We start from the raw sequence: 26,363 nt of genomic DNA, 5'->3' as shown, positions 1-26,363 counted from the left end.
TCAGCGACGCAGCGTGTCGCCGTAGGTGATCTTGGGCGTCATCTCGATGATCTTGTCGAAGGAGGCATCGGCGTCCTCGACCCGGGCCGCGATGATTTCGGCAGCCTTCCTGCCGATCTGGTCGCGGCAGGCATCCATCGTGGCCAGCTTGCGCGGCAGTCCCTGCAGCAGCTCGACCCCGTTGAAGCCCGCAAGGCCGATGTCGGCGGGAATGTCGCGCCCCTGTTCGAGCAGGTAGAGCAGGCCGCCCGCGCCGATCATGTCGTTCGAATAGTAGAGGAAGTCGAGCTCGGGCTCGCGCTCGAGGATGTCGCGGGTCATCTCGCGGCCTTTCGCAAGCGCCGATCCGCCGGAGTAGAACTCCTGTTCCATGACCTCGACGCCGCCCTTGGCGAGCGCCTCGGTGAAGCCTTCGAACCGCTTCCGGGCCCGGTAGTCGAGCGGCATCTTGGTGCCGAGAAAGCCGATCTTCTGGTAGCCCGCCTTGAGAATGGCCCGGGCCATCTCGCGGCCGGCGCGGCGATGGCTGATGCCCACGGCGGTGTCGATCGGCGTGCCGTCGGTATCCATGATCTCGACAACGGGGATGCCGCTGGCCTTGAGCATCGCCTTCGACGCCTCGGTGTGCTCGATCCCGGCAATGATCACGCCCGAGGGGCGCCACGACAGCATCTCGTAGAGGACGCGCTCTTCCTTCTCCGGCAGGTAGTCGGTCACGCCGACTACCGGCTGAAGCTCGGTGTCCTCGAGCACGCCCGAGATGCCGGCCATGACCTCGGGGAAGACCATGTTGCGCATCGAGGGGATGATGACCGCCACGAGGTTCACCCGCTGGCTGGCGAGCGCACCGGCGATCTTGTTCGGGACGTAGCCCAGCGTCTTCGCGGCCTCGAGCACCTTGGCACGGGTCGCCTCCGAGACGTCCCCCCTGTTGCGCAAGACCCGGCTGACGGTCATTTCGGATACGCCGGATGCTTCGGATACATCCCGAAGGGTCAACGGGCGGGGATCGTCATCTGCCACGGACTGGGCCTCCTCAACGCAGTAAACAGTTGCATTGTTAGCCTTTTGTCCGGGACAGGCAAGCCGCGTGTGCTGCCTGCGGGAAATTCGCGCAGGGAGATGACAAACTGTGCGGCAGGCGTTAAGGGGAGCAACAGCGGTCCCGTGGCTCAACTGGATAGAGCAGCCCCCTCCTAAGGGGCAGGTTGCAGGTTCGAATCCTGCCGGGATCGCCATTATATCAATGGCTTAGCGCGGCTCATGGGGTTTTATTTTCGGTTCGTTGAACCAGTTCCGGGCCTCCAAACTCCAGCGAACCGGCGGCTCGGCGCAGATAATCGGGGCTGAATCGGGCGTAGGTGCTGCGGGTGATGTTCGGGTTGCTGTGCCCGAGGTATTCCGCGATCTCCTCGATCGGCACCCCGGCCTCTGCCATGAAACGTCCGGCGGTGCGGCGCAGGTCATGTGGTGTGCAATGCTCGATCCCGGCGCGCTCGACTGCGGCATTGAAGCCGGTCTTGATCGACCCCACGCGGCGCCCGCCCCATTCGATCACGAAGTCGGATCTCGCCGCCTCCCGCGCGACCGAGAGCGCCGCCATGAGCGTGTCGTTGATCGGCACGGTGGCGCGGCCCTTGCGCGGGCCAATATCGGTGGTGGCCAGCTTGATCATGCGCCGGTCCAGGTCGACACGGTTCCAGGTCAACTCGAGCAGCGCGCCGATGCGCCCGGCGGTCGTGAGCATCAGCAGCATGGCAAGCCGGATGTGCGGCTCGCCCGCGGCGGCCAGAAGCTTTTCCACTTCGGCCCGCGTCAGGTAGCGCTCTCGCGGAGGCGGGGTCTGCGGCATCTCGATATGGGGCGCTGCGGCGATCAGCTTGGCGCGGTGCGCCCATTTCAGGCAGGTGCGCAGGCAGCCGAGCTCGGTTCGGATCGTGGCGTCCTTCCGGCCGGCGACGCGGCGATTGGTGATGTAGGTGCGGCAGTCGTCTATGGTGATCTGCGAGGCGGACAGGTGGCCGAACGTCGGAAGCACGTTGCGCCCGGTCTGTGTCAGTTTCGCGGCCTGCCGCCGCCCCTCCATTTCCTCGGTGTAGGCGCTCCACAGTTGGTCAACGGTCACGCCGCGCGCGGGAGCGGTCTGGCTGAGGATCAGGTCGCGAGCTTCGCGCTCAGCTTCCTTTTCCGTGTGTGCTTCAAGACGAAAACGTCTCCGCCTTCCGTCGTCGTTCCAGATAACGACCCATCGTCCTTTGAGCCTTCCGAGGCGATATTCCCGCATTCGTATTCCTCCACGATCTCCGGCCTGATGCGATACATGCGACCGACTCGGAAGGCCGGCAGCTCACCCTCGCGGATCATGTTGCGAACGGTTTCCCCGCTGCAACCCCACCGGGCTGCGAGGTCGTCCGGGGTGTATGGGCGCGGCGCAGCCATCAATCAGCCTCCCATGCGGACTGTGCAGCCGTGACGAAGTCTCCATCTTCATTGGCATGGTCCATCCCAGCGGCATAGCCACTGAGGAAGGCGTCCTGCCGCGCTGTTTTGACCGCCTCCTGCAGGCGCTTCACGAGTGCGTCGGCCGCGTCCCGCTCGGCGACGATCCGGACGCGCTCGCAGCGCATCTCGTGCAGCTCGTCGCGCAGGAGCGCGGCACTGGCGTCGGAGATGCCGCGCGGGTCGGTCTGAGAGCCGGGAACGGGGCGCAGCTGACGGGCGAGCCAGAATTGCTCGCCCGTCAGAGCATCCGGCGCGGGTCCGTGAGTGGTGGCGCGCTCGGTGATCCTGTGTTCGTTGGAGAGGTGGCGAAAGGGGCTCATGCCGCACCTCCGTCGCTTTTGCCACACATCCGCGAGATCAGGCCGCGCCGATCCTTGTGGGCGTTCACGGCGGCGCGGATGGAGGGCAGGGGGGCGCGGCGGGCCTCGTCCACCGCATTGGGCAGCTCCGGCACGGGGTAGTGGCTGGGGCAGAGCTCGAGGCGAGCGGCGTGGCGCCCTTCTATGCGGGCCGAGGTGCCGTCTTCACGGAGCTGCTCTTCCTTGAGTTGCAACCAAGCGTCCTGCACAGCGGCAGGGCGGCGAAGGACGAGATCCGGCGTGGTCACTACGCGGGACAATCCGGCGAACCGTGTGGGGTGAAGCATTGCATTCTCCATCTCTGGCCCAGCGATCGGCCGAAGGTGGCGTTGATCGGGGAGGAACGCTGTCATGCTAGGCGGTAATATTACCGCAGTCAACTTTTGGCGGTAAAAAAACCGTATAGATTTGATGATGCCCCTGTCAATTTGCATCACCCTCCCTATGGCGCCTCGGGTTGCAGACACGGTCCTGCGCTGCGGCTGGGCTTGCTGCAGTTCAGTTTGCAGGATGAGTGCTTAGGAGCGTTTCATCCTAACGGCTTGCGCTGCGAGTGGATGCAGAACCGTGCTCAATGTCCCGCTCTTGAGATAGTCAAAGTGTCCGAATTGACGCGAATCATGGGAAATATTATTCTGCCATGTATAGTTTAGGAGAAATATTATGATGAGAAATTCCCTTGGAGGAGCGCTTGTGCTCTGTGTTTTCGCAGTCGCGGCGCAAGCTCAGGACGAGCTCCAGAACCCGCGCGCCGATTACGTGGACGGGACTTTGTTGACCAATAGTGCGCGGTCAGTGGTCCATGCAATGAACGCGATTTTTGATCCGCCGCCCGGCGTGCGGATCGAGACAAAGATCGTCTATCAAACCAAAGAAGACGAAGACGAGGGCACGACCGATGATCACGATACGACGATTGGTTGCTACGGCATCCCAGAAGTTTGCAACCATATGGAAACCATCATCGATATCGTGATGGAAGATCCGGATCATTGGGCATGCACGAGTGTCCCAGAAGGTGTCGAGTGCACGCACCGGCCACACTGACAAAGTGACACTTTGGCCCGCCCGATGCTCTTTTCAGGCCTGTCGTGTGAGGTTGCGGTGATTTCCGGTTTTGAAGACCAAGGTCACGTTCGACGCCATACTGCGCCTCGCGCCTAGCTAGGTTTGCTTGGTGAGCAGCGTCAAAGCTTCTTGGCAAGTTCGGCCGGCCACGCCAATCGTACGCGCGCTGCCCATTTTAGGCGCTTGTTCCACATCGTCGTCGCGCCGGGGTTAAGCGATATCAGGTGAAACAGGCCGGGCTCGTCGCCCGGTTTCACTTGCTTGACCCACCCCATGCCGTCCTCGTCCTCGACCACGCAGCGGTGACCGATCACGTCGTCGGGCACACCATCAGGGGCATGGCGGGTGTAGAAGAGCAGGTCGCCTGCGCTGAAAACGGGCTCCATGCTGTCGCCTTCGACCTCGACAGCGACCACTCCATGAGGAGAGAGGCCTGGCGGGCATTCGACTTGCGGGCCATCACCCTTCGCATAGACGTCGAAAACCGGCACTCGAGCGCCCGCGCCAACTTTACCTGCGATGGCAACGGTCGGAGCGCTTTCTTCACCTATTCCGTGTAGGAGCCAAAGTTCAGAGACGCGGAGCGCCGCGGCAACCTTGCTAATGGAGCTGACATTTGCGCCGGCATTTTCTTCGCCGGCCTCGTGTCTCCGTCGCCAGTTGCGAATTCCGTCCTTCGACAGTCCAGCCTGAACCGCCAAAGCCTGCTCTGAAAGCTTAAGCTCTTCGCGGCGCGCAGTGATGCGCTGGAGGATCTCACCCATGTCCATGCGCTCAAAATTACCGCATGGTATCACTATCGTAGAGCGGTAAGATAACCGTTGACGATGCGGTAAAATAACCGCATGTTGCGCGTTATGCAGACCATTGAAACCCTTCTGGCGATCGCAGACGCCTATAAGAGAGCCGCTGGTGTCGATCACGACAGCACAGTCTCGCACCGTGTGTTTGGCGATAGCAAGAAACTGGGCGCCCTGCGCTCAGGCGCAGATATCACGCTGCGCCGTTTCAACGAGGCAATGTGCTGGTTTGAGGCAAACTGGCCGGCAGAATGCGAACTTCCGCTGCCCGCACCGTTTTCGCCAAGTCCCGACACTGTTGCCGCTGCTGCTGAATGAATGCGCTGTCCCATCCTTCGAACATGACGTCGCGCCGCATCACCGACCAGCTAACAGATCTGGAGCCGTTCACATGAGAGCCTATCGAGCCGGGACGATCTCGGAAGCCGTGCAGAACGCGGTCGAGGCGATCCCTCAGCGGACGCACCGCGAGGTGGCGTCCTTCCTCGGCATCCGTGCATCGACACTGTCCTACGGAATGGACCCGTCCGAGGATCGCCCCGGCGGCCTCGGCATCGCCTATGTGGATCGCCTCTGCGACCGGTGGCCGGAAGCCGCAGCGCACCTGGCGCAGCACTTTGCGGCGCGCGCCGGCGGCTTGTTCCAGCCCAACGCCACGACTGCGGCGCCCAAGGCGGCCTGGCAGCACGTGGCGACGATGGCGAAGGAGACTGGTGAGGCGGTCGCGGCGCTGTCGAGCGTCGAGCATGGCGCTGACCGGGCCGAGGTGCGCCGCGAGCTGATCGAGGCGCGGGACGCCATCGATGCCGCGCTGCGTGACCACGATGCGGAGCAGCGGGCCATTCCACTGAGGGGAGCCGTCAAATGAGCACCGCTAAGGACCTTCTCGGCCGTCCGCCGGTCATGCGCCGCGTCAGGCGGGGCCCGCGAGACGACCGGCGCGCGTTCCAGGGCGAGACGCGTGACGGCCTGACCCGGGTGCGCGTGCCGGGGGCCAACACCAGCCCGGGATCGCCGTCGGCGATCGTGACGCGGAGCGCCGCGCCCAGGGAGCGCACATGACGGTCCGGGCCTTCTCTGTCATCGGCGGCGAGGACGATCTGCCGGTCTATCCCTTCACGCGGGAGGACCGCCTCGAGAGTCATTACTTCATGGCGTGGGAGCGGCGGCGCTGGTTGAACAGCGACATGCGCATGAAGGGGCGGCCTGAATGCCGGGCGCTCTACTTCGACCTGATCTGCATCTCTTTCGAGCAGTCACCGATCGGGACGCTGCCCGACGACATGTCGCTGCTCGCCAAGTTCACGCACACCGACCAGGGGCACTTCGAGCAGCTCTGTGCCAGCGCCTTCGGACCGTTGCACAAGTGGCGCCGGTGCCGCTGCGAGGACGAGGAGGAGGTGCGGCTCTATCACCCGATGGTGCTGCGCACGCTGACCGAGGCGGTGGCGCGGAAGGCGGACAACCGTGCCAAGACCGAGGCCGCGAACATCCAGAAGCGGCTGCAGCGGCTGCGGACGACGGTCGCGGGCTTCGCGCCGGATCTCGCGAAGAACGACGCTGCCATTCGCTGGATGGACGAGTGGCTGATCAAGGAAGGCTGCGAGTATCGCAACGCGACCTGGATCGAGCGCGCGATGATGGGTTGGTCGAACCGCATGTTCGACGGGCGGGCGAAGCGATGAGCGGCCTGGCGGGAATGTCCGGAACTGTCCGGCGGACACTGTTGGACAGTGTCGCGGACACTCTGCGGACAGTGTTTGGAGAATGTGAAGCAGCACCAATGGCTTACGTAAACTGTCCCGAACTGTCCGGCACGATAGGGACAAAGACAGAGACACAGACAGGGACAGGGACGGTCGCGCTCCGTTCCGACCGTGCAGCCTGTGGATAAGTCGGATTTGCAGAGAGTGGAGGCGATGATGGACAGCGAAGGACAGACCACGAAGGCGGAGAGCAAGCGGGACCGGGTGCGGCGGCTGCTGATCGAGCCGCTGAGTGCCTGGGGCTTCCGCAAGCCGAGCAACGTGAGCGAGGAGAAGCACGCGAAGTTCCTCGTCGACCTGGCGGACGGGCTTTCCTACCTCGGCGACGACCAGCTGGAGACGCTGCGCGAGTTCCTCAGGACGAAGGGCGAGGGCAAGGACCGGCGCGGGTGGCCGCGCATGGCGACGATCACGCCGCTGGCCGAGGCGATCGCGCCGCGCCCGCTCGAGGAGATCCCGGTGATCGCCAGCTGGTTCGGCTCGGCGCGCGGGCCGCAGGCGCTGGAGGAGGGCACGCTGGTGGCCGAGTTCCAGTTCGTCTCGGGGCTCAAGCGGCCGCCGCTGCACGAGGGCGACTGGCGGCGCATCCGCGAACGGGCGGCGGAGCATGACAGCAACAGGCGGGTGCGCGGCGACCGGGTGCGCCGGGGCGTGGCGGACCAGGACGATCGGCAGTGGCTGGCTTGGTACGCGCAGCTCGAGGCGCGGGCGCTGGCACTGCTGCCCGGCGCGGGCACGGAGACAGACCACAGGACAACGGGGTGAGCAGATGGTGAAGACCTACAGCAAGGGCGCGCGGCGCCGGGCGAAGCGGGCGGCGGGGACCGAGAGCGGGCTGGACCTGCCGGGGCTGGCCGCGGTGACGCGGCGCGAGCCGAACGGGCGGACGCGGCGCAGCATGGCGGACCGCGATCCGTCGATCGATCCGCTGGCGGTGCGGTGCCGGCACGTCGGGATCCAGCCGGATGCCGCCGGCCTGCGCGAAGTGCGGTCGCCATGGTTCGGCTGCCGGGCGGGTCGGGCGATGGCGGCGGCGGTGCGCGATCACGACGAGCGGTCGCGGCTCTGGGACGCGATCCAGCACATGCGGCGGGTGCAGGTGGCGATGGATCGGGCCATCGGCGCGCCGTCGCGGCATGCGCGCTGCCTGCGGCTGCTGGTGCCGGTCGAGGCGATGTCGGCGGACGCCGAGACGCCGCCGGTCGACGAGCGCAGCGACGAGGAGCGGCTGCGCGATGCCACGCGGGCGTCGATGCGGGTCGAGGGCTGGCTCGGCTACACCGACAAGCCCGCGCGGAGCGAGGCGCTGAGGGTCGTCGTCGATGACGGCGAGGTCCGGGACGTGGCGGGGCTGCTGTCGGCGCTGCGCTGCGTCTCCGACGGTCTGCGGGCTCGCGAGATGGTCTGGCGCGGAAGGGGTTGACGCGGAATCCCGTCCTGGTCATTTTGGCATCATCGAGAGTTGCCGCGCCCGGAGGAGAGATCCTGCCGGGCGCGTCTCGTTTGAGGAGGTGCCGCCATGCGTAAGCTCTGCGCGGCGCCGGGCTGCGAGGATGTGGCGGCGCCGGGCAAGGCGCGCTGCCCCGATCACCAGGACGACCAGGACAGGCGGCGCGCGGCGCGGAAGGCGGCGGCGCAGGCCACGCCGCACGCGGCGGCGGCGCGGGCGCTTTATGCCGATCCGCGCTGGACGGCGGCGGCGCGGCGGTTCCTCGAACGCCATCCGCTCTGCGTCGACTGCGGCGAGCTGGGCGTGGTCGAGCCCGCGACCGACGTGGACCACGTGGTGCCGCACAAGGGCGACCGGCAGCTGTTCTGGGATCGGTCGAACTGGCAGCCGCTCTGCCACCGCTGCCACAGCCGCAAGACGGCGCGCGAGGTCTGGCACGCCCACCGGGGGTAGGTCAAAAATCCCCAGCCCGCGGCCCAAACCGACAGCCCAACCTCTTCTTCCGCGAGCGCGGAATTGAGCAAAAAAGCCCACCCCCCGGATCTTCAGGAGGTCGCGCATGAAGGGACGCAAGCCGACCCTCGACAACGTCGTGCCGATGCGGGGCGACGCCCCGAAGCCGGTGCCGGCGCCGCCCGACCTGATGTCGGAGGCCGGCAAGGCGGTCTGGGAGGAGCTGGCACCGGAGCTGGTGCGGATGGACCGGCTGAAGCCGCATTACGAGCACATGCTCGCGGCCTACTGCGAGTCGGCGGCCGACGTGATCGAGCTGACCAGCAACATCGCCGTGGAGGGGCGCACCTACGCGGTGCAGACCCGCAACGGCATGCAGCAGAAGAAGACGGCGAACTGGCAGGCGCGGCAGGACGCATTCGCGAACATGCGCCAGCTCGGCGCGCTCTTCGGCCTGTCGCCGGTCGATGACGCGCGGCTGGCCACCGGGGGGCAGGGGGATCTCTTCGAAGAGCTCCTGCGCGGAATCCGTGGAGGCGATTGATCACCCGGTGAGCCGCTACGCGCTCGACGTGATCGCGGGCGACGTGGCGGCGGGGCCGCTGGTGCGCATGGCCTGCGAGCGCCACCTCCTGGACCTCGAGACCGGCGCCGACCGGGGGCTGGTGTTCGACACCGAGGCCGCCGACATGGTGATCCGGTTTGCCAAGGTGCTGCGCCACACCACCGGGCCGATGGCCGGGGCGGAGCTGGCGCTGCAGCCCTGGCAGGTGTTCCGCCACGGCTCGGTGTTCGGCTGGAAGCACGCGGAGACCGGGCTGCGGCGGTTCCGCTCGACCTATCACCAGGTGGCGAAGAAGAACGGCAAGACGACGGACACGGCGGTGCCGATGCTGTTCACGCAGCTCTTCGACGGGGAGGGCGCGCCGCAGGGCTACTGCGCGGCGACGACGCGCGACCAGGCGGGGCTGCTGTTCAACGAGATCAAGCGGATGATCCGCGCCTCGCCGGCGCTCTCGTCGCTGCTCGACGTCTACAAGACGCAGATCCAGTCGCCGCGCACCAACGGCTACATCGCCGCGCTCAGCCGGGACGGCAACAGCGCCGACGGCATCAACCCGCACTTCGCCGCGCGCGACGAGGTGCACCGCTGGACCGACCGGGAGCTTGCCGACGTGGTGACCAACTCGATGATCGCGCGGGCCCAGCCCATCGACTGGGCGATCACCACCGCCGGCGCCGACCGGGCGAGCCTGTGCGGCGAGATCCGCACCTACGCCGAGCGGGTGCTGCGCGGGGACGTGCGCGACGACGGGTTCTTCGCCTTCGTGGCCGAGCCGCCCGAGGATGCCGACCCCTCGGACCCGGCGACCTGGGCGATGGCCAACCCCAACCTCGGGGTGGCCTTCACGGAAGCAGACTTCCGGCGCATCCACGACGAGGCGCAGGCGATCCGGGGCAAGATGCCGAACTTCCGGCGGCTGCACCTCAACCTCTGGACCGAGGGCGCGCAGAGCTGGATCGGCCGCGATGTCTGGGACCGGGGGCTGGCGACCGCGCCGGTGGATCCCGAGGCGCTCTACGGCCGCAAGGCCTGGGTGGGGATCGACCTCAGGCGCACCACCGACCTCACGTCGATCGTGGTGGCGGTGCCGGTCGAAGGGGTGATCTACCTGCTGAGCTACGCCTTCATCGCGGAAGGCCCGAAGGGCTTCGTGGCCCGCGCGCAGTCGGAGAACCGCGATTACGTGGCCTGGCGCGACGACGGCTGGCTCGAGGTGCACCGGGGCGGGGTGATCGACGAGGACCAGGTGATCGAGCGGATGAAGTGGCTGCGGGCGCGGTTCGACCTGCAGGAGGTGGCCTATGACCGCTGGGGGATGAAGCACGTGGCCGCCGAGCTCGACAAGCTGCGCTTCCCGCTGCTCGAGTTCGGGCAGGGCTACGCCAGCATGTCGCCGGCGACCAAGCGCTTCGAGCGGGCGGTGATCCAGAACCGGTTGCGCCACGGCGGCAACCCGCTGCTGGCCTGGGCGGTGGGCAACGTGGTGCTCGACCAGGACGCGGCGGAGAACGTGAAGCCGAACAAGAAGAAGGCGACGGGCCGGATCGACCCGGCGGTGGCGGCGATCATGGCGGTGGGCCGGGCCGAGGTCGGCGAGGAGAAGCGCAAGGCAAGGGACGTGGTGGTGATATGAGGCTCTTCGGGTTGGACATCTCGCGGGCCGGGGCAGCCGGCGGCGGTGGCGGCGCGCCCCGCGTCGAGCCGCCGGTCACGGCGCAGGCGGCCGTGGCGGCGGGCGAGCAGGGCCTGCTGGCGGTGGGCTGGGGCTCGCTCGGGGCGCCGAGTGCGGTGCGGGGGCTGCCGCGGGTGACGCCCGAGACGGCGGCGCATCACGCCACGGTCTTCGCCTGCTGCAACAACATCGCGGGCGATCTCGCCAAGGTGCCGCTGAAGCTCTGGCAGCGGCAGGGCGACGGGCAGGACGTCAGGGTGCGCGAGCATGCCGCAGGCGACCTGCTGAACGGCGAGGCGGCGCCGGGTGTGCCCGCCAAGCTCGTGCGCTTCGCCGCCGTCTACGCCTACACGCTGCGCGGCAACGGTCACATCTACGGGCCTCGCGATGGCGGCGGCGAGTTGATGCGCCTCGACATCGTGCGCCAGGGCAACGTCTCGATGCTGCGCGACGGGCTCGAGCGCTTCTACCAGTTCGAGGACGGCGCCGGGGTGCAGCGCCGGGTGCCGGCGCGGGCCATGGTGCACCTGCGCTACATGGCCGAGGACGGCTGGACCGGCCGCAGCCCGATCCAGGTGGCGGCCGAGAGCGTGGGCATCGCGCTCGCGGGCCAGAGGGCGGCGGCGCGCAACGCCGCCGGCGGCACCACCAAGGGCGTGATCAAGCTCGGCGACAACTACGAGGGCGAGGAACAGCGGGTGCGCAACGCGCGCCGCATCAAGGACGCGATGCAGGACCCGGGCAGCGACGGCTGGATCGCGGTGAACCCCGACGAGGACGTGAAGGCGCTCGACATCTCGGCGGCCGACCAGGAGCTGCTGTCGAGCCGCAAGTTCGACCGCGAGATGCTGGCGGGAATCTACCGGATGCCGCCGAGCAAGCTGCAGATGCTGGAATACGGCGTGAAGGCCAACGGCGAGCAGCAGGCCATCGACTACTTGACCGACTGCCTGCTGCACTGGTCGGCGCTGGTGGAAGCGCAGCTCGACGTGGCGCTGCTGACCCGCGCGGAGCGCGACGCGGGGCTCTTCCTGCGCCACGACTTCGGCGCGCTGCTGCAGCCGACGGTCAAGGAACAATACGAGGCGCTGAACCGCGCCGTGGGCGGGCCGTTCATGCTGCCCAACGAGGCGCGCGCCAAGATCGGCGCGCCGCCGGTGGCCGAGGGCGCCACGCTCAACCCCGCGCCCAACATGACCCGCGCCGAAGCGCCGGGCCGCGATCCTGAAGGAGACGACGCATGAGCCGGACCATTGCCAGCTTCTTTGCCGGGGCGCCGCTGGCGCTCTCGCGCGCCCATGGCGAGGCGCTCCTGCAGATGCCGGTCCCCGCACCGGGTGCGGAGGTGGGTGCGCGGGCGCTCTCGGTGGGGGGCATGTCGCTCGCGTTGGAGCCGGGCGAGCGCTACGCCATCCACCGCAACATCGCCATCGTGCCGATCTCGGGACTGCTGACGCCCAACGCCTTCCTGCTCGAGCGCTGGCTCGGCTGGAGCACCTACCACGGGCTCGAGGCCACCTTCGCGGAGCTTGCCGCCAACGAGGACGTGGCCGCGATCGCGGCGCTCTGCGACTCGCCGGGCGGCTACGTGCTGGGCATCGAGGGCGCGTCGCGGGCGGTTGCGGCGGCGGCGGTGAAGCCGGTGCACGCGCTGGTGCATCCGCTCGCGGCCTCGGCCTGCTACCACATCGCGAGCCAGGCCACCGACATCACCCTCACGCCCGGCAGCGTGGTGGGCTCCATCGGCTGCATGCAGGTCAGCGCCGCGCCGGTGCAGCCCGGTATGTCCGGCAATCAACTGTTCATTCTCAGCTCGTCGCACGCGCGCGCCAAGCGCCCCGATCCCTCGACCGAGGAAGGCCGGCGCGAGTCGGTCCGGGTGCTCGACGCGATGGAGGCGGATTTCCACGCCGCTGTCGCCGCAGGCCGGGGCATCGACCTGGCCGAGCTGCGGGAGCGGCTGTCGTCGACCGACGATCCCGCCGATGGCGGCGCGATCTTCTGGGGCGAGGAGGCGCAGGCGCGCGGGCTCGTCGACCGGCTGGAGGACGCGCCCACGTTCTGGACCCGCCTCGGGGCGGCCTACGCGCCGCGTCCTGCCCGCACCGCCGGGCGCGCTGCCCGGGCCCAGGTGCAGGCGGCACAAGCGCTCGCCGGGCTCTAAGCCTCAGACCAACAACCACAGTTCACCGGGCGCCCACGCGCCCTCTCTTTGCCCTGCCGGTGCGCGGCTGGGTCTTCCTGCTGCGCCAGAGGCGCGGCGCCCATCACGAGGAGCATCACCATGAGTGACATCAACGACCTGCGCCGCGCCCGGAAGGCTGCGGCGGACGACATGCAGGCCCGCGCCGACGCGCTGACCGCGCTCGAGGATCAGGAGGGCGCGGAAGAGACCGCGCTCGCGGCAGCGCAGGCTGCCTTCGACACCGCCAAGGCCGCCTTCGAGAAGGCCGACCGGCAGGTGAAGCGGGCCGAGGAGGTGGAGGCCTCGCGCGCCGCCGCCGCGCAGCCCGAGCCGGGCGCCGAAGCGAACGGCGGGCAGGGCGCCGCTGCACCCGCGCAGCCAAAGGAGAAGGGGCTGCAGTTCGGCGCCATGCTGCGCACGCTCGCGGCCGCCGGCGGCAACGTCCACACCGCCCGGATGATCGCCGAGGAGAACGGCCAGTCCGGGCTCTTCGCGGTCGGGCAGAACATGGGCAGCGGCGAGGCCGGCGGCTTCCTGGTGCCCGAGGACGTCAGCTCCGACGTGATCGAGCTGCTGCGCCCGGCGAGCGTGGTGACCGCCATGGGCCCGCGCATCGTGCCGCTGCCCAACGGCAACATGACGCAGAACCGCCGCGCCACGGGCGCCAACTTCGGCTACGGCGACGAGACCTCGGACGCGCCGGTCACCGGCTACAGCTACGGGCAGATGAAGCTCTCGGCCAAGAAGATGCGGGGCATCGTGCCGATCTCCAACGACCTGATGCGCACCAGCTCGACCGCCGTCGACCGGATGGTGCGCGACGACGCCATCGCCGATGCGGCGCAGATCCAGGACCGCTACTTCTTGCGCGGTGCGGGCACCGAGTTCGCGCCCCGCGGCCTGCGCTACCAGCTGGTCGGCACGCCGGTCGAGGGCACCAACATCCTCGCCATGACGGCCGGGCCGGACCTGCAGAAGGTCACCAGTGACCTCGGCCGCATGGAGCTGGCGCTGGCCAATGCCAACGTGCCCTACACCGGGGCGCATTGGATCATGTCGCCGCGCACGGCGATGTACCTGACCAACCTGCGCGACGGGAACGGCAATTTGGCCTTCCCCGAGATGCAGGGCGGCCAGCTGCGCCGCAAGCCTGTGCATGTGACCACCGAGATCCCGTCGAACCTCGGCGCCGGGGGCGATGCCTCGGAGATCATGCTGGTGCATCCGATGCACGTGGTGATCGGCGAGCACATGGGCATCACCATCGCCATGTCTGACCAGGCCGCCTACCGCGATGCGGGCGGCGAGCTGCAGTCGGCCTTCAGCCGCGACGAGACGCTGATGCGGATGATCCTGCAGCACGACCTCGGCCTGCGGCATCTGCCGGCCGTCGCGGTGCTGACCGACGTCACCTGGGCCGACTGAGCCCCGTAGGCAACGGGCAATTCCGCCCGCTGCCACTTCCCTTTCTCAGAAGGACGAAGACCATGATCCAGATGAAAGACATCGGCGCGCTCATCACAGCCCTGCGTGCCGCCGGCAACGCCGCGCTGACCGCCGGCGGCGCGGGCGACAACACCGCCGTACCCGGCGTGATCCTCGACCGCGCGGCCATCGGCATGCCGCAGTCGGGGCTCCTCGCCATCCCCTTCACCGCCACGCTGGCGGCGGGCGAGACGCTCTCGGTGACCTACACGGTGCAGGAGGGTGAGGCGGACGACCTGTCGGACGCCGCCACGCTGGTCAGCGAGACCGTCGTCGCGGCGACGGGTCCGGCGGGCGGTGGCACCGTCACCGGCTGCCTCGAGCTTGACGTGAAGCTTCGCGCGGGGGGCCGCTACCAGCGGGTGACCTACACGCCCGACCTCAGTGCGGCGGATACCGACACGGCGGCGCTCTCGGCACTGCTGATCTGCGGCGGCATGGACCGCCTGCCGCAATGAGGGCGGTGATCTTCCAGCGGCCGCACCTCATGTACCAGCGGGGTGAGACGGCCGGCTTCGCCGATGATCACGCGGACAAGCTGATCGCGGCGGGCATCGCCCGCGACCCGAGCGCGCCCGTCCCGGCCTCGGCCGTCGAGGTGCCACAGGAAGGCAAGGGCGACGAGGGAGGCGACGACAAGAGCGACGCGCCTGCCAAAGGTGACGGCAAGGTCGCGAAGGCGCCCGACCCCGGCGCGCCACCCGTCCAGGGAAAGAAGTCGTAAGAGGGGGCCGGGCGCATGCGATACATCGGAACGGATCCGGTTCCGCTTGCTGTCTCGCCGGCGCAGTTCGCCGCTGCGGTGCATGGCGTGGTGACCGAGGCGGAAGAAGCCTCGCTCGAGTCGTTGCTTGGCGCGGCGCAGGATGTCGTGTCGACGGCCACCAACCTGCCGCCGGCGCCCGGCCTCTTCGAGTTCACCTGCCCCGTCGACGACTGGCGCCGCTGGTGGTTTCCCTGCCGGCCGGTGACCGCGATCGAGGAGATCGCTGTCTCGGACGCGGCTGGGGCCTTCGTCGATCGCGACCTTGCCGGTATTCAGCTCGTGATGGGCTACGACGAGCCGCAACTGCTGTTGCCGGACGGCTGGCTGCGCCGCGACGACCAAGGCCGCACGCTGCGCATTCGCGCGCAGGCGGGGGAGACACTGTCGCCCGCGCTCTGGCGCGCCATCGTGGCGCTCACCCGTGAATGGCGTGACGCGGACATCGCGATCAGCGGCGAGATGGAGGTGCCACGCGGCTCCTTCGGGGTGCAGCGGCTGCTGCGCCAGGCGCGCTATCGGCGCCCGAAGATCACGGCGGGGTGCTGATATGGCCGGCGGACGGCTCAGCGATCGCATCCGGGTGCAGCGCATGGTGCGCGAGGGCAGCACGATCACGGGCTGGGCCGACCTGGAACTGACGCCCGGGGTGCCTCTGGTGCTTTGGGCGGACATGAACGAGACGCCCGGCGGCGATACGACGGTCGGGGGCCGTCAGGAGGCCGCGCGGCAGGCGACGATCCGGCTGCGCGCGACCATGCCCGCCTACCAGGTGGAGGCATCGGACCGGATTGTCGCGCGAGGCGCGGTCTGGAAGATCCGCGGCGCGCCCGCGCAGTCCGAGGCGCGCGCCGACGTGCTGGTCATCGCTTGCGAGGAATGGGTGCAGCCCCCGGACTTTGGAGACTGACATGGCGGTGACCGGTGCTGGAAAGACGCGGCTCAAGCTCAAGAAGCTTGAGAGGCTGGTTGAGAAATATACGGGTGAAGCGAACCGCCGCAACGGCGAGGATATCGTGCGGCTGGCGAAGGTGTTGATCCCGGTGGGCGAGGATGTCGAGGACGACGGCCACGAGCGCGCCAAGATCACCGGGACAGCGAATGCCGATGGCAGCTACCTCATCGACTTCGGGCCGAAGTCGAAGGTCATCGAGGGTGACCGTGGGCCACGGCCCTTCGTGAACCCCGCGCTCAGCGCCTCGCGCAAACGCCGGAAGGGGCGCGCGCGCCGGGCCATCAACAAGGCCGCGAAGGAGGCAAGCAGTGGCTGAGGCGCCGGCATACGTGCTGCAGAAGGCGGTGATTGCAGCGCTGCGCGCCGACCCGGAGATCCAGGCATTGGTGGGCGCAAAGGTATTTGACGAGCCGCCACCGCCTGCCTTCGCGGAGTACCCCTACATCCACCTCGGCCGCATCGACGCCGCCGCCGAGCGTATCGGTTGTTACACCGATGACGACATATTTTTTACGGTCGAATGCCAGAGCCGCCCGGTCGCCGGGCGGGACGAGGTCACCCAGCTTGCCCACGCCGTGCGACTGGGGCTCGACCAGGTCGAGCTGACACTGCCCGGTCTGACTCTCGACTGGTGCGATTACCTGACACAGTCCGTCTCCCGGTCCCGTGATGGCGGAACCTGGACCGCCGTGGTGGCTTTCTCGGCCTCCGTCGCGGCTGCCGTTTGACCGCCCTTCGGCAAGGCTTACCCGGGCAGATGCCCCGTTCCGAACATTGGAGGCTAAAATGGCCAAGAAGAAGGGCCGCGAGGTTCTCATTCGCATCGGTGATGGTCAGGAGACCGAAAACTTCAACGCGCTTTGTGCGCTGACAACCAAGGCGCTGACCGTGAACAACGAAGAGATCGACGTGACCACCGCCGATTGCGACACGCCCGGCGGTGCGCTTTGGACCGAGGTGCTCGACGGCGTGCGGCGTATCGCGCTCAGCGGCAACGGGATCTCGAAAAAGGATACCGCTGAAGCCCGGCTGATGACGGTTTCCTTGCAGACGCCGCCGGTTGCCAACATGGAAGTGGTCGTCCCGAACTTCGGCACCTTCGCCGGCGCCTTCTTCGTGCAAAGCATGGAGTTGACCGGTGAGCAGTCGGGTGGCGCGAGCTTCGCGCTGACCATGGGGTCGACCGGGGCTGTCACCTTCACCGCGGAGGCGCCTGCGCCATGACCATCGCCGCGACCGGCGCCTACGAGGAGGAGCTCGGCGGTGCCTACCGCCCGCTCGTCCTGCGCAACGGCGAGATCGAACGCTTCGAGCAGCATCACGACCTGGGGATATTCGGGCTCTGGGACCAGCTCTTCGGGCGGGGCCCGGCGCCGCAGGCGCGTCACATCCGCGACCTGCTGGCGCTGGCGCTCGTGGGGGGCGGCATGTCGAACCGCGCGGCCGACGATCTCATATCGAGCCTGCCGCCCTCGGAGAACCTCCGCCTGCGTGAGATCGCGACGCGGGTGCTGGGCGTGACGTTCCTCCCGGCGGTGCTCGAGGAGGATGTCAAAAAAAAAGCGGATGGATCGGCCGGGACGCCGTGACCCCGCCCGCGCGGTATGACGCAACCGCGCGTATCTCGAACCTCTGCGGGGTGACCGGTGATCCGCCCGCCACTTTCCGCGCGATGACGCCGCGCGACACTGCTCTCTTCGTGGCCGCCTGGAATGCCGCGCAGGAAGAGGCCTCCGGGGATGTTCCGGCCCCCGACATGGACACCCTCGAACGATTGGAGGAACGCTATGGCCGACGAGGAGCTTGAGCGCATCACCGTTCTGCTGCAGGCGAAGGACCGCGACCTCGCGCGCGCAATCGATCGCAGCAATCGGCTGATCGCCCGCATGGAGCGGGACGCCACGCGCAATACCTCTCGCATGGCGCGCAATATCGACAGCAACCTGTCGCGGGCCGCGTCGAGCGTGGCCAGCTTCGGCAAGGCCTTCGCGGTCGGTGCCGCAGCGACTGCTGTCGGTGTGCTGACCTCCAATCTGAAGCAGGGCGTCCGCGCGGTTTCCCAGATTGGCGACGAGGCGCGGCGCTCCGGTCTCGGCGTCGAGGCCTTCCAGGAATTGAGCTACGTCGCCACCCAGTCACGCATCCCGATTGATGCACTCGTTGACGGGATGAAGGAGCTAAACCTGCGGGCGGACGAGTTCATCGCGACGGGGAAGGGGCCCGCGGCGGATACCTTCGCGCGGATTGGGCTGGGGGCAACAGAACTCGAGCGCAAGCTGAAACAGCCGGACGAGCTGCTGCTCGACATCATCGGGCGGATGGAAAGTCTCGACAAGGCGGCGCAGATCAGGGTCGCGGACGAGATCTTCGGCGGCACCGGAGGTGAGCGCTTCGTGGAGCTTCTGGCTCAGGGGGAAAGCGGGATTCGCCGACTGACCGCTGAAGCGCGGGAAATGGGCATCGTGATGGATGCCGAGCTTATCGCGAAGGCGCAGCGGATCGACGCGGAGTTTTCGCGGCTCATCGACAAGTCTTCGACCTGGGCAAAAGGGTTGGCCGTGGCCTTGGCCGATCTTCCTCTCGACATGGTGCAGACGCGCCTCAGCGAGATATTTCCTGATGAGGATGCAGGCCGCGCGATCCTCGGCGACGAGATCTTCGACAGGCTCTCCACCGTCAGCGATCTCACCGACGAGCAAGCGGCGGGTGCCCGTAACCTTGCCGCAGAGTATGGGCGGCTCGGGGACCGGGTCTCGGCAATGCTGCCGTCGCTTGACCAGGCGATTATCTCGCTCGGTGCGCTCGGCTATCAGGATGCCGCAGGGGCATTGCGCGATGCGCGTGCCGAGATGGACCGGCTGTCGAGAGGGCTTGAGGATGGTACTGTCAGTGCCGATGCCTTCGAGGCGGGGCTCGAAGATGCCACTGATCAGGCCGGTGCCGCACTTGCGCAGATCGATGCCATTGACCGATCGACTTTCTCCGGAGTGATTGCACAGGCTCAGGCGCTGGCGACTGCACTTGCCGAGGTAGCCGCCCGCGCGTTTGAGGCGCGGCAAGGTGCGCTTGGCGGTGAGCGGTCGGCGATCTCCTACGGACCTCAGAACGGGCGCCGGCCCACGGTCACGCTACGTCCCGGCGAACATGCGCCGGAGACATCACCGAGACCGCAACTTCCAAGCGTGAACTTCGGATTCGGCGCACCGGATCCGGCGCCAAGCGGTAGAGCGGCCTCTGGTGGTTCCGGCGGCGGCGGCGGGGCTCCCGAGCTCGACGACTGGCAGGAGGCATTGGAGGGCACGCGCGAGGAGATCGCGCGTCTGGAGGCCGAGGCCGCGTCGTTGCTCGTCGCTGCGGATCACGGAACCGCCTTGGGAGACGCAATGGAATATGCGCAGAAGCGCGCTGAACTTCTCTACGCTGCCCAGCAGGCTGGGCGCGAGATTACGCCCGAGCTGACTGCGGAGATCGACGCTCAGGCGATGGCCTACATGCGCGCCGCGATCGCGGCCGACGAGAATGCTGAGCGGTTACGGGCGCTGGAGGAGAACGCGCAGCGCGGTGCCGACGCGATGTCGGGGCTGTTCATGTCGATCCTCGACGGCTCGATGTCGGCGAAGGACGCGGTGCTGCAGCTGATCGCGCAGATTGCCCGGGTGCAGATGATGAAGGGGTTCGGAGAGCTGGCGAGCGGTGCCGGGGGTGGGGTGTTCTCCTGGCTCGGCGGGCTGCTGCAGAACGCCAAGGGCAATGCCTTCGGGGGCGGCTCGGTCGTGCCCTTTGCCAAGGGCGGGGTGTTCGACAGCCCGACCTACTTCCCGATGGCGGCCGGGCGCACCGGCGTGCTCGGCGAAGGGCTGGACGACGAGGCGATCCTGCCGCTGGGGCGGGGCCGCGACGGCAAGCTCGGGGTCCGCGCGCAGGTCGGGGGCTCTGCAAGTAAGGTTCAGGTCGAGCTCATCGGTGGCGGGCTCGTGCTTTCTGATGGCGGGCAGGTGATGACGGCGGTCGATGCGCGCGTGGTCGGCGGTATGGAGACGACTGCCCGGGCCACTAGTCGGCGCTTCGGTGACCGCGCGTCGCAGTATCAGGAGCGCGGCACGTGAACAGACCGACGATCACCATTCCGTTCTCGCTGTTGAAGGCCACGCCGATCGAGTGGGACATCGACTGGCGCGGCCAACCGCCGAGCGACAGAACGGACGGCAGCACGCAGGTCGTCTTCAACGCCTTCCCTCGCTGGGTCGGATCGCTCGACCTTCGGCTCACGCGGGACTTCGTGCGCCACTGGCGGGCGCTGCACTGGGCTGCGCAAGGGCGAGTTGGCATCTACCAGATACCCATGTTCGACCCGGTGGGTTTCGACCAGGTCGGCTATTTCGGCAAGAGTTACGTGCGGAGCGGCGTTCCGTTTTCAAGCGGTCAGCGGTTCTCGAGCGGCTACGGCTTCGCGGCCAATGCAACTGTCGAGGCTTCGGCGCCGGCCTCTATCGGCGCGTCAGAAATCACGGTGAAGACCACAGACGCCGACCTCGTTCCGCGGGTCGGTCAGATCATGAACGCGAACGACTGGCCGATGGGTATCACCAGCGTGACGGACAACGGCGACGATACCTACACGCTCGGAATCCAGATGCCACTGCGCGCCGCGATCAGTTCGGGCGACTTGGTCCGCTGCATGGCGCGGGGGCTCTTTGAGGTCGCGAATGATCGGGAGGGCTCGCCGGTCTACGACATCCGCAAGCTGTCGGAAACGTCGATCACCTTCCGCGAGGTTCTCAGCCGATGACCTTCTTCCCGTCCGACTTCGACCCGCGCGACGAGCGGCTCGGGCTGCTCGACCTCGTGTCGCTCAATACGCCCGACGGCACGGCGCGTTTCTGGATCGGTGGCGATGGCGTGTTCACGGACAGCAGCGGGGAACAGTGGTTTGGCTCGCAGCTTCTCAGCGTCGAGAGCCTCGAAAGTGCGATCAACGGCGTGGCGCCGGCAGGGCGCGCCAGCCTTGCCTACTTCCAGGACCCAGACGCGGACAACCTGATCGCGTCCATCAAGAGCCAGGGCGCGGACTACGTGAGCGGGCGCGATATCGCCTTCTACGTCCAGCCGGTGCGGTCCTTCGGCGAAATGTATAAGCCGACGACAGCGCCGATTAAGTGGATGAAGCGGGTCATGCGCACCATCACCTTCAGCATCCAGGGGCCGGTGCAGCGCGAGATCTCGGTGAGCTTCGAGGCGTGGTCCGAGAACCGGCGCACCGCTCGCCGCATCGCCTACAACACGGCGGGCCATGCCAGCCTGATCGGCGAGAGCAACCCGTCGCTGGAATTCATCCCGACCACTGATTTCGAGGAAGAGAAGCTCTTCGGATGACCAAGATCGAACCGACGCCCATGCAGCCCCTGTTCCAGGAGCTTCACCGCTGGGCGTGCATGCCCTTCGTCTGGGGCGAGACCGATTGCTGCCTGGTGCTCGCCGACTGGATCGCGCGGGTGAAGGGCGCGGACCCAGCCGCGCATCTTCGGGGCATGTATTCGACCCCGGGAGAGTGCGAGCGCGAGACGCGATTCCTGAGCGACCCGGTGGGCTGCATGGCGCGCTGCGCGGACAGCATCGGCGGGCTTCCGATGGTCGTCGTTCCGGCCCGGGGCGACGTCGGTGTCTACCGGCGGCACGGCGAGCGCTGGCCGTATGGCGGGATCTGGACCGGCTCCCTGTGGGCTTCGAAGGGCAAGGACGGGGTGACCTTCCTAAAACCGGCGCAGGTGTCGCCGCTGGCATGCTGGGGGCTTGGCTATGAGGCGTGATCTGCACAGCTCGACCGCGCTCACGTTCCCGCGCCCGGTCTATGCGCCACAGGCAGCCGGCTTCATCTACGGGGCCATCGGCGGCACGGTGGCGGCTGGTGCGACAGGTGCGTTCGCAGCTGGCGTCGCGGCTGGCACCACGTTCGCCGCCAGCGCTTTCGGTGGGATCATCGTCAACGCCGTGGTTGGCATCGGCCTTTCGGTCATCGCGCAGGCCCTGCAGCCGGCGCCGGAGGTTCCGAAGCCATCGGCACGCATGGCGAACTTCGCCCAGCCGGTCAGCTATGCCGAATATGTGCTTGGGCGGACGAGGAAAGGCGGGCCGCTCGGCTTCACCGGCGCGACTGGCCGATATCGCTACTATGTGCCGCTGCTCGCCGCGCACGAGATCGAGGGCATCGTGACCCACTACCTCGATGAGCGGGTGGTCGAGATCGATGGCTCGGACATCGTGACGACCGCGCCGATTTCCAACGGCCCCGAGGTGGGCAAGATCACCCCGTTCCTCGGCGCGACCGGGCAGACAGCGAACGCAGACCTGGTTGCGGCCTTCCCCGGGCAGATCACGGCCTCGCACGACTTCAAGGGGCTGGCCGGCGCCGTGGTGCGCGCCAAGAAGGTGAGCCCGGAGAGCTTCAGCGACATCTACCCGCGCGGCCGGCAGTGGGACTACACGCCGGTGATCGACGGTCACAACGGGATCTACGACCCGCGCGACGAAAGCACCGGCCACACGAGCAACGCGGCCCTGATCCTCGCGTGGTGGCTGACAGACGTCATGAGGCAGACGGTCGATTGGGACGACGTGGCGACCGAGGCAGATGCCTGCGATGTCGAGGTGACGGACCGATACGGCGCCACGGGCGCGAAGTGGTCCATCGACGGGGTGCTGGCGGACGACGAGGACTTCGAGACGCAGCGGGCCAAGCTCTGCGCCGCCTGCGACGCCTTCCTCTACGAGAACACGGACGGAACGGTCGGCTTCACCGTGGGCCGCTACATCGCACCGGACGTGACGCTCACGGCGGCAGACTGCGAGGGGCTGGAAATCACCAGCGGGCAGACCGGCAGCAGCGCGATCACCGAGATCGTGCCGGAATACATCGAGCCGGACAACGCCTGGCGCGAGTGGTCCACCGGCGTGTGGACCGTGGACCCAGATGGCAACCAGACCCTGCGCGACACGCCGCGCCTGCACATGGTCAAGTGGCACAATCAGGCGATCCGCATTGCCAAGCGCCTCGGCAAGACCAAGCGCCCGCAATGGCAGATGCAGGGCACCATCGGACCCATCGGATACGAGCTGATCGGCAAGCGCTTCTTCCGCCTCAACCATGAGGAAATGGGCATCGACATGACCTTCGAGGTCGGGAAGCTCACGCGCGAGACGGCGGGCACCTTCTCGATCACTGCGAACAGCGTGGAAAGCACGGACTTCGATTTCGACGCCGACACCGAAGAGCCGGAGCGCCCCGAGGTGAACGCGAGCGAGATCTCGGACGAGGGCAGCATCGACGCGGTGACAGGCGTCACGGCGACAAGCCCGGGCAACAATCAGATCCTCGTGGAATGGGACGCGCAAGACGCTCTCTACGCGCAGCAGATCCTGCTTGTGAGGCAGAGCACGGGGCAAGAGGAAGTCATTTCGACCAGCCGGGCCGTCTCGACGCGGACATCGCACGAGATCAACGGGCTGGTCGCGGGCGAGACCTACGAGGTGCAGGTCCGAAACTACACCGGCACGCCGGGTGCCGAGGTCAGCGTGAGCGATTGGGCGCCGTCCACCGCTCTGCAGGTCGTCGTCGGTGGCGTGGTCCCGGGCGACTTCTCGATCTCTGTCGCCACTGGTGAGCCGGGCAGGGCGCGGTTCCAAGGCGTCAGCGGCACCAACACGGTGATCGCGCGGGTCTACTACTCCGCGACTGATGATTTTGGCACGGCCTCTCAGGTTGGCGACGACATCGCCATCAATGCGCTGAACACCTTTGACATCAGCGTGGGTGACGACGCGGCTGTGAACCTGCTGACCAACGGCGGGTTCGACGCAGACAGCGACTGGACGACGGGCACCGACTGGAGCATCGCGAGCGGCGTGGCGACGAAAGCTGCCGGCACGGCGTCAGACCTCGAACAGGCGGTGACGATCAGCGGCGGCACAGACTATCGCGTCACCTTCACCGTGGACAGCATCACTGGCGGCACGATTAGGCCTCGCCTTGATGGCGCAACATCCGTGAGCGGCACCGCCAGAAGCACAGCCGACACGTTCCAGGAGACGCTGACCGCGCCGTCTTCGCCCATCGACTTTGCCTTCGAGGCCGACGCCTCACTCGCTGCCGACATCGACGACGCCTACCTCGTGGAGGACACCGCCGAGAGCGCGGCCACCGGGTATTACTGGCTGGTTCCGGTATCGAGCCGGGGCGACGTGGGCGACGAGACAGCATCCCAATACATCGTGATCCCCTAACAGGAGACTGGCATGACGACGCCTGAAACCCCGACCGCCATCTGGCTTGGCAGTTCGCCGCTGCATCAACCAGACGCAACGCTCATTGTGGAGTGGGCGAACTATATTCAGGGCCTTGTCGAGGCTGGATATAACATCCTTGCGCCGGCTGATATCGCGACGACCGCGAACGTCACGCTCTCTGGTGAGCAGACCATCGACGGGGTGGCGACGAGCGCGTCGCGGGTGCTTGTGAAAGACCAGACGGACGCGAGCGAAAACGGCGTCTACGTCACGGCATCTGGCGCGTGGGCAAGGGCTGCCGATGCGGACTCGGCGGCCGAGCTGTCCGGAGCGGCGGTTTTGGTTTCTGGCGGGTCTGCAAATGGCGGCACTGGGTGGCGCGTTGGGCTTGTCGAGGTCATTGACAGCGACGACGTGCATGTGATCGCGGTGGACAGCCTTGCCGCAGTATCGGCCCATGAGGCGCGGGAAGACAACCCGCACGGCGTGACCAAGGCCCAGGTCGGTCTTGGGAACGTCAACGACACTTCTGACGCTGACAAGCCGATCAGCACAGCGACACAGACTGCCCTCGACGGCAAGGCGACCACGGCGCAGGGCGATCTTGCAGACACTGCGGTTCAGCCCGGTGACCCGTCGCAGGGGCGCCCCGGGGCCGTTCCTGCCGCATACACCGAGACGCTGACCGGCGCCGCTTCCGCCGGCGCAGATGCGCCCGGCACGACTGTTACCACCAGCCTCGGCGATGTCCGCCGTCTGACTGGTGCGCAGGTGCTGGCGACGCGCGAGCGGTTCCTTCTGACGCCCGGTGACTTCTACGAGGTCGCATGGTCGTTCGCACGCTCCGCCAACCCGACCGATCCGAACGGCGATACCGTGCGGCTTGGTATCCAGTGGCTCGACGAGGACTTCGCCAGCGTCGGGCAACTGACCGATGCCAGCCTTGACCTGACACCGGCGGTCGCGGATGGGCGGCAGTTCGTGACCGTCGTCATCGGCGAAGATTCGGACACGGCGGGCGTGGATTTCGCGTGGCCGGCTGGCGCAGTGCACGCGGTGCCCTTCCTGCAGACCTACGGCAGCGACGGCGTGACAGATGCCGCGCTTCTCGAATGGCGTGGCGGGGGTGGGGCGCTGGCCTCGGATACCGTCGTGCTGGAAGCGGGCGGGACAGCGGACGCCATCACGGCAACCGCCGACCGGCGCTATTCGGACGAGCCCTTCGCCACGCTCTTCGTCATGGAGGTGGCATCGGCGAACACCGGCGCCGTCACCATGTCCATCGGCGGGGAGCCCCCGAAGGATCTTCTGCTCAACAGCGGCGCGGCGCTGCAGGCCGACTACCTGCTGCCCGGCATGCTGCTCGACTTCCGTTGGGACGGCGCTGACTACCGCCTGACGACCGGGGCCTCGGCCACGGCCATCGAGGCGGCAGCGGCGGCGAGTGCAGCGGCGGCCGCGCTGTCGGCAAGCGAAGCGGACACCAGCGCCAGCGTGGCGGAGACGGCGGAGGCGGCGGCCCTGTCGGCGCAGAGCGGCGCGGAGACCGCGCGCGACCAGTCGCAGGCAAGCTCGGACCTGACCATCTTCGCTGCGGCCTTCGACGCGGCGGCTGATCTCGACGGCACCGGGCTCAGCGCGGACGACTACGTGGTCGTTTGGGCGGACGAGGACCGAGAGAACAAGGTCGCGATCTACCGGTGGAACGGGTCGACCTTCGACTTCGTGCGCGTCTGGCAGGGCAACGGCACCCGCCGGGATGCGGTCATGCGGCATCTGCCGTATCGCATCGCGAAGATGCAGTCCGGCTATGGCTTCTACGACAGCGAGGCCGTGACCGGTGACCTGCCGGTGATCGCCCTGCTTGACAGCACCAGTAACCAGCCCTGGACCGCGATTGCGCCGATCCTTGCTGACATGGTTCCGGACGACACCGATGACGCCATCGAGCCGTGGGTCGAGGCGAGCGCAGGGAACCAAGGGGTCGCCGATCTCGCGGTCCAGGCGCTTAGCGGCGCAACCGTCGCGACGAACCGCTGGGATGTCTGGCCGACAGGCGA

33 protein-coding genes and 1 tRNA gene are annotated in these 26,363 nt (G+C 67.6%); 28 read left to right on the top strand and 6 right to left on the bottom strand.

Annotated elements, in window-relative coordinates; translation table 11 throughout:
* Positions 1–1,023 (bottom strand): LacI family DNA-binding transcriptional regulator, encoded by a 1,023-nt coding sequence (locus D6860_RS20095; protein WP_076623299.1) that lies wholly within the window; start codon positions 1,021–1,023, stop codon positions 1–3.
* Between the two features lie 138 nt (positions 1,024–1,161).
* Here D6860_RS20095 and D6860_RS20090 point away from each other — a divergent pair.
* Positions 1,162–1,238: transfer RNA gene (locus D6860_RS20090), tRNA-Arg, on the top strand.
* Between the two features lie 23 nt (positions 1,239–1,261).
* On the opposite strand, the gene D6860_RS20085 is transcribed toward D6860_RS20090, so the two are convergent.
* From D6860_RS20085 to D6860_RS20070, 4 genes are read right to left on the bottom strand one after another with little or no spacing between them, the layout of a single operon-like run.
* On the bottom strand, positions 1,262–2,239 hold the full coding sequence (locus D6860_RS20085; RefSeq protein ID WP_371683207.1) for a tyrosine-type recombinase/integrase: 978 nt from the start codon (positions 2,237–2,239) through the stop codon (positions 1,262–1,264).
* A complete protein-coding gene (locus D6860_RS26070) occupies positions 2,155–2,439 on the bottom strand; it encodes a helix-turn-helix domain-containing protein (protein ID WP_076623301.1) in 285 nt (94 codons plus the stop codon). Before D6860_RS26070 ends, D6860_RS20085 begins: the two co-directional genes overlap by 85 nt.
* Positions 2,439–2,822 carry a hypothetical protein gene (locus D6860_RS20075; RefSeq protein ID WP_076623302.1) on the bottom strand — a complete coding sequence of 128 codons (384 nt, stop codon included), beginning with the start codon at positions 2,820–2,822 and terminating at the stop codon, positions 2,439–2,441. The genes D6860_RS26070 and D6860_RS20075 overlap by 1 nt, the downstream gene beginning before the upstream one ends.
* Positions 2,819–3,148: a hypothetical protein gene (locus D6860_RS20070; RefSeq protein ID WP_128549310.1), complete on the bottom strand. Its 330-nt coding sequence runs from the start codon at positions 3,146–3,148 to the stop codon at positions 2,819–2,821. Before D6860_RS20070 ends, D6860_RS20075 begins: the two co-directional genes overlap by 4 nt.
* 376 nt (positions 3,149–3,524) lie before the next feature.
* On the opposite strand from D6860_RS20070, the gene D6860_RS20065 reads away from it, so the two are divergent.
* On the top strand, positions 3,525–3,908 hold the full coding sequence (locus D6860_RS20065) for a hypothetical protein (RefSeq protein WP_128549309.1): 384 nt from the start codon (positions 3,525–3,527) through the stop codon (positions 3,906–3,908).
* A gap of 140 nt (positions 3,909–4,048) precedes the next feature.
* Here D6860_RS20065 and D6860_RS20060 read toward each other — a convergent pair whose 3' ends face one another.
* Positions 4,049–4,693 (bottom strand): S24 family peptidase, encoded by a 645-nt coding sequence (locus D6860_RS20060; protein ID WP_076625333.1) that lies wholly within the window; start codon positions 4,691–4,693, stop codon positions 4,049–4,051.
* A gap of 93 nt (positions 4,694–4,786) precedes the next feature.
* On the opposite strand from D6860_RS20060, the gene D6860_RS20055 reads away from it, so the two are divergent.
* From D6860_RS20055 to D6860_RS19930, 26 genes are all read left to right on the top strand, one after another.
* Positions 4,787–5,047: a hypothetical protein gene (locus tag D6860_RS20055; protein ID WP_076625334.1), complete on the top strand. Its 261-nt coding sequence runs from the start codon at positions 4,787–4,789 to the stop codon at positions 5,045–5,047.
* Positions 5,048–5,120: 73 nt separating this feature from the next.
* Positions 5,121–5,597: a hypothetical protein gene (locus tag D6860_RS20050; protein ID WP_076623305.1), complete on the top strand. Its 477-nt coding sequence runs from the start codon at positions 5,121–5,123 to the stop codon at positions 5,595–5,597.
* Positions 5,594–5,791, top strand: a complete 198-nt coding sequence (locus D6860_RS20045) for a hypothetical protein (RefSeq protein ID WP_076623306.1) — start codon at positions 5,594–5,596, stop codon at positions 5,789–5,791. The genes D6860_RS20050 and D6860_RS20045 overlap by 4 nt, the downstream gene beginning before the upstream one ends.
* A complete protein-coding gene (locus tag D6860_RS25370) occupies positions 5,788–6,414 on the top strand; it encodes a hypothetical protein (protein WP_229743284.1) in 627 nt (208 codons plus the stop codon). The genes D6860_RS20045 and D6860_RS25370 overlap by 4 nt, the downstream gene beginning before the upstream one ends.
* Positions 6,415–6,648: 234 nt before the next feature.
* Positions 6,649–7,260, top strand: a complete 612-nt coding sequence (locus D6860_RS20035) for a hypothetical protein (RefSeq protein ID WP_076623307.1) — start codon at positions 6,649–6,651, stop codon at positions 7,258–7,260.
* A gap of 4 nt (positions 7,261–7,264) precedes the next feature.
* On the top strand, positions 7,265–7,918 hold the full coding sequence (locus D6860_RS20030) for a hypothetical protein (RefSeq protein ID WP_076623308.1): 654 nt from the start codon (positions 7,265–7,267) through the stop codon (positions 7,916–7,918).
* Between the two features lie 96 nt (positions 7,919–8,014).
* A complete protein-coding gene (locus D6860_RS20025; protein WP_076623309.1) occupies positions 8,015–8,398 on the top strand; it encodes an HNH endonuclease in 384 nt (127 codons plus the stop codon).
* A 106-nt stretch (positions 8,399–8,504) separates the two neighbouring features.
* The gene (locus tag D6860_RS20020; RefSeq protein ID WP_076623310.1) at positions 8,505–8,942 is read left to right on the top strand and encodes a phage terminase small subunit P27 family; all 438 of its coding nucleotides are present in this window, start codon (positions 8,505–8,507) and stop codon (positions 8,940–8,942) included.
* A complete protein-coding gene (locus D6860_RS20015; protein WP_076623311.1) occupies positions 8,929–10,596 on the top strand; it encodes a terminase large subunit in 1,668 nt (555 codons plus the stop codon). Before D6860_RS20020 ends, D6860_RS20015 begins: the two co-directional genes overlap by 14 nt.
* Positions 10,593–11,879, top strand: coding sequence for a phage portal protein (locus D6860_RS20010; RefSeq protein ID WP_076623312.1), 1,287 nt, complete (start codon positions 10,593–10,595; stop codon positions 11,877–11,879). The genes D6860_RS20015 and D6860_RS20010 overlap by 4 nt, the downstream gene beginning before the upstream one ends.
* Positions 11,876–12,799, top strand: a complete 924-nt coding sequence (locus D6860_RS20005) for a S49 family peptidase (RefSeq protein ID WP_076623313.1) — start codon at positions 11,876–11,878, stop codon at positions 12,797–12,799. The genes D6860_RS20010 and D6860_RS20005 overlap by 4 nt, the downstream gene beginning before the upstream one ends.
* A 120-nt stretch (positions 12,800–12,919) precedes the next feature.
* Positions 12,920–14,245 carry a phage major capsid protein gene (locus D6860_RS20000; protein WP_076623314.1) on the top strand — a complete coding sequence of 442 codons (1,326 nt, stop codon included), beginning with the start codon at positions 12,920–12,922 and terminating at the stop codon, positions 14,243–14,245.
* 62 nt (positions 14,246–14,307) lie between these two features.
* Complete coding sequence (locus D6860_RS19995; RefSeq protein ID WP_076623315.1) at positions 14,308–14,763, top strand: hypothetical protein; 456 nt, start codon at positions 14,308–14,310, stop codon at positions 14,761–14,763.
* Entirely contained in the window at positions 14,760–15,029 is a 270-nt protein-coding gene (locus D6860_RS19990) for a hypothetical protein (protein ID WP_093411985.1), read from the top strand. Before D6860_RS19995 ends, D6860_RS19990 begins: the two co-directional genes overlap by 4 nt.
* 15 nt (positions 15,030–15,044) lie before the next feature.
* A complete protein-coding gene (locus D6860_RS19985) occupies positions 15,045–15,617 on the top strand; it encodes a hypothetical protein (protein WP_076623317.1) in 573 nt (190 codons plus the stop codon).
* Between the two features lies 1 nt (position 15,618).
* A complete protein-coding gene (locus D6860_RS19980; protein ID WP_076623318.1) occupies positions 15,619–15,978 on the top strand; it encodes a phage head completion protein in 360 nt (119 codons plus the stop codon).
* Between the two features lies 1 nt (position 15,979).
* The gene (locus D6860_RS19975) at positions 15,980–16,339 is read left to right on the top strand and encodes a hypothetical protein (protein ID WP_076623319.1); all 360 of its coding nucleotides are present in this window, start codon (positions 15,980–15,982) and stop codon (positions 16,337–16,339) included.
* On the top strand, positions 16,332–16,751 hold the full coding sequence (locus D6860_RS19970; RefSeq protein ID WP_076623320.1) for a DUF3168 domain-containing protein: 420 nt from the start codon (positions 16,332–16,334) through the stop codon (positions 16,749–16,751). Before D6860_RS19975 ends, D6860_RS19970 begins: the two co-directional genes overlap by 8 nt.
* A gap of 58 nt (positions 16,752–16,809) precedes the next feature.
* Entirely contained in the window at positions 16,810–17,247 is a 438-nt protein-coding gene (locus tag D6860_RS19965; RefSeq protein ID WP_076623321.1) for a phage major tail protein, TP901-1 family, read from the top strand.
* Positions 17,244–17,612, top strand: coding sequence for a GTA-gp10 family protein (locus D6860_RS19960; RefSeq protein WP_076623322.1), 369 nt, complete (start codon positions 17,244–17,246; stop codon positions 17,610–17,612). The genes D6860_RS19965 and D6860_RS19960 overlap by 4 nt, the downstream gene beginning before the upstream one ends.
* A gap of 198 nt (positions 17,613–17,810) precedes the next feature.
* Positions 17,811–20,129 (top strand): phage tail tape measure protein, encoded by a 2,319-nt coding sequence (locus D6860_RS19955; protein ID WP_076623323.1) that lies wholly within the window; start codon positions 17,811–17,813, stop codon positions 20,127–20,129.
* The gene (locus D6860_RS19950) at positions 20,126–20,812 is read left to right on the top strand and encodes a hypothetical protein (protein ID WP_076623324.1); all 687 of its coding nucleotides are present in this window, start codon (positions 20,126–20,128) and stop codon (positions 20,810–20,812) included. The genes D6860_RS19955 and D6860_RS19950 overlap by 4 nt, the downstream gene beginning before the upstream one ends.
* Positions 20,809–21,396 carry a hypothetical protein gene (locus tag D6860_RS19945; protein ID WP_076623325.1) on the top strand — a complete coding sequence of 196 codons (588 nt, stop codon included), beginning with the start codon at positions 20,809–20,811 and terminating at the stop codon, positions 21,394–21,396. Before D6860_RS19950 ends, D6860_RS19945 begins: the two co-directional genes overlap by 4 nt.
* Positions 21,393–21,830 (top strand): DUF6950 family protein, encoded by a 438-nt coding sequence (locus D6860_RS19940; protein WP_229743285.1) that lies wholly within the window; start codon positions 21,393–21,395, stop codon positions 21,828–21,830. The genes D6860_RS19945 and D6860_RS19940 overlap by 4 nt, the downstream gene beginning before the upstream one ends.
* The gene (locus tag D6860_RS19935; protein WP_076623326.1) at positions 21,820–24,300 is read left to right on the top strand and encodes a fibronectin type III domain-containing protein; all 2,481 of its coding nucleotides are present in this window, start codon (positions 21,820–21,822) and stop codon (positions 24,298–24,300) included. The genes D6860_RS19940 and D6860_RS19935 overlap by 11 nt, the downstream gene beginning before the upstream one ends.
* Before the next feature lie 12 nt (positions 24,301–24,312).
* Positions 24,313–26,363, top strand: a 2,051-nt coding sequence (locus D6860_RS19930) for a hypothetical protein (RefSeq protein ID WP_206512214.1), incomplete at its 3' end; no start/stop codon positions are given.

Origin of the sequence: Salipiger sp. D13 (assembly GCF_003703915.1) — a bacterium.
Taxonomy (GTDB): Bacteria; Pseudomonadota; Alphaproteobacteria; order Rhodobacterales; family Rhodobacteraceae; genus Salipiger; species Salipiger profundus.
Note: the sequence above shows the minus strand (reverse complement) of the source record. Positions and strands in the feature narration are given on the sequence as shown.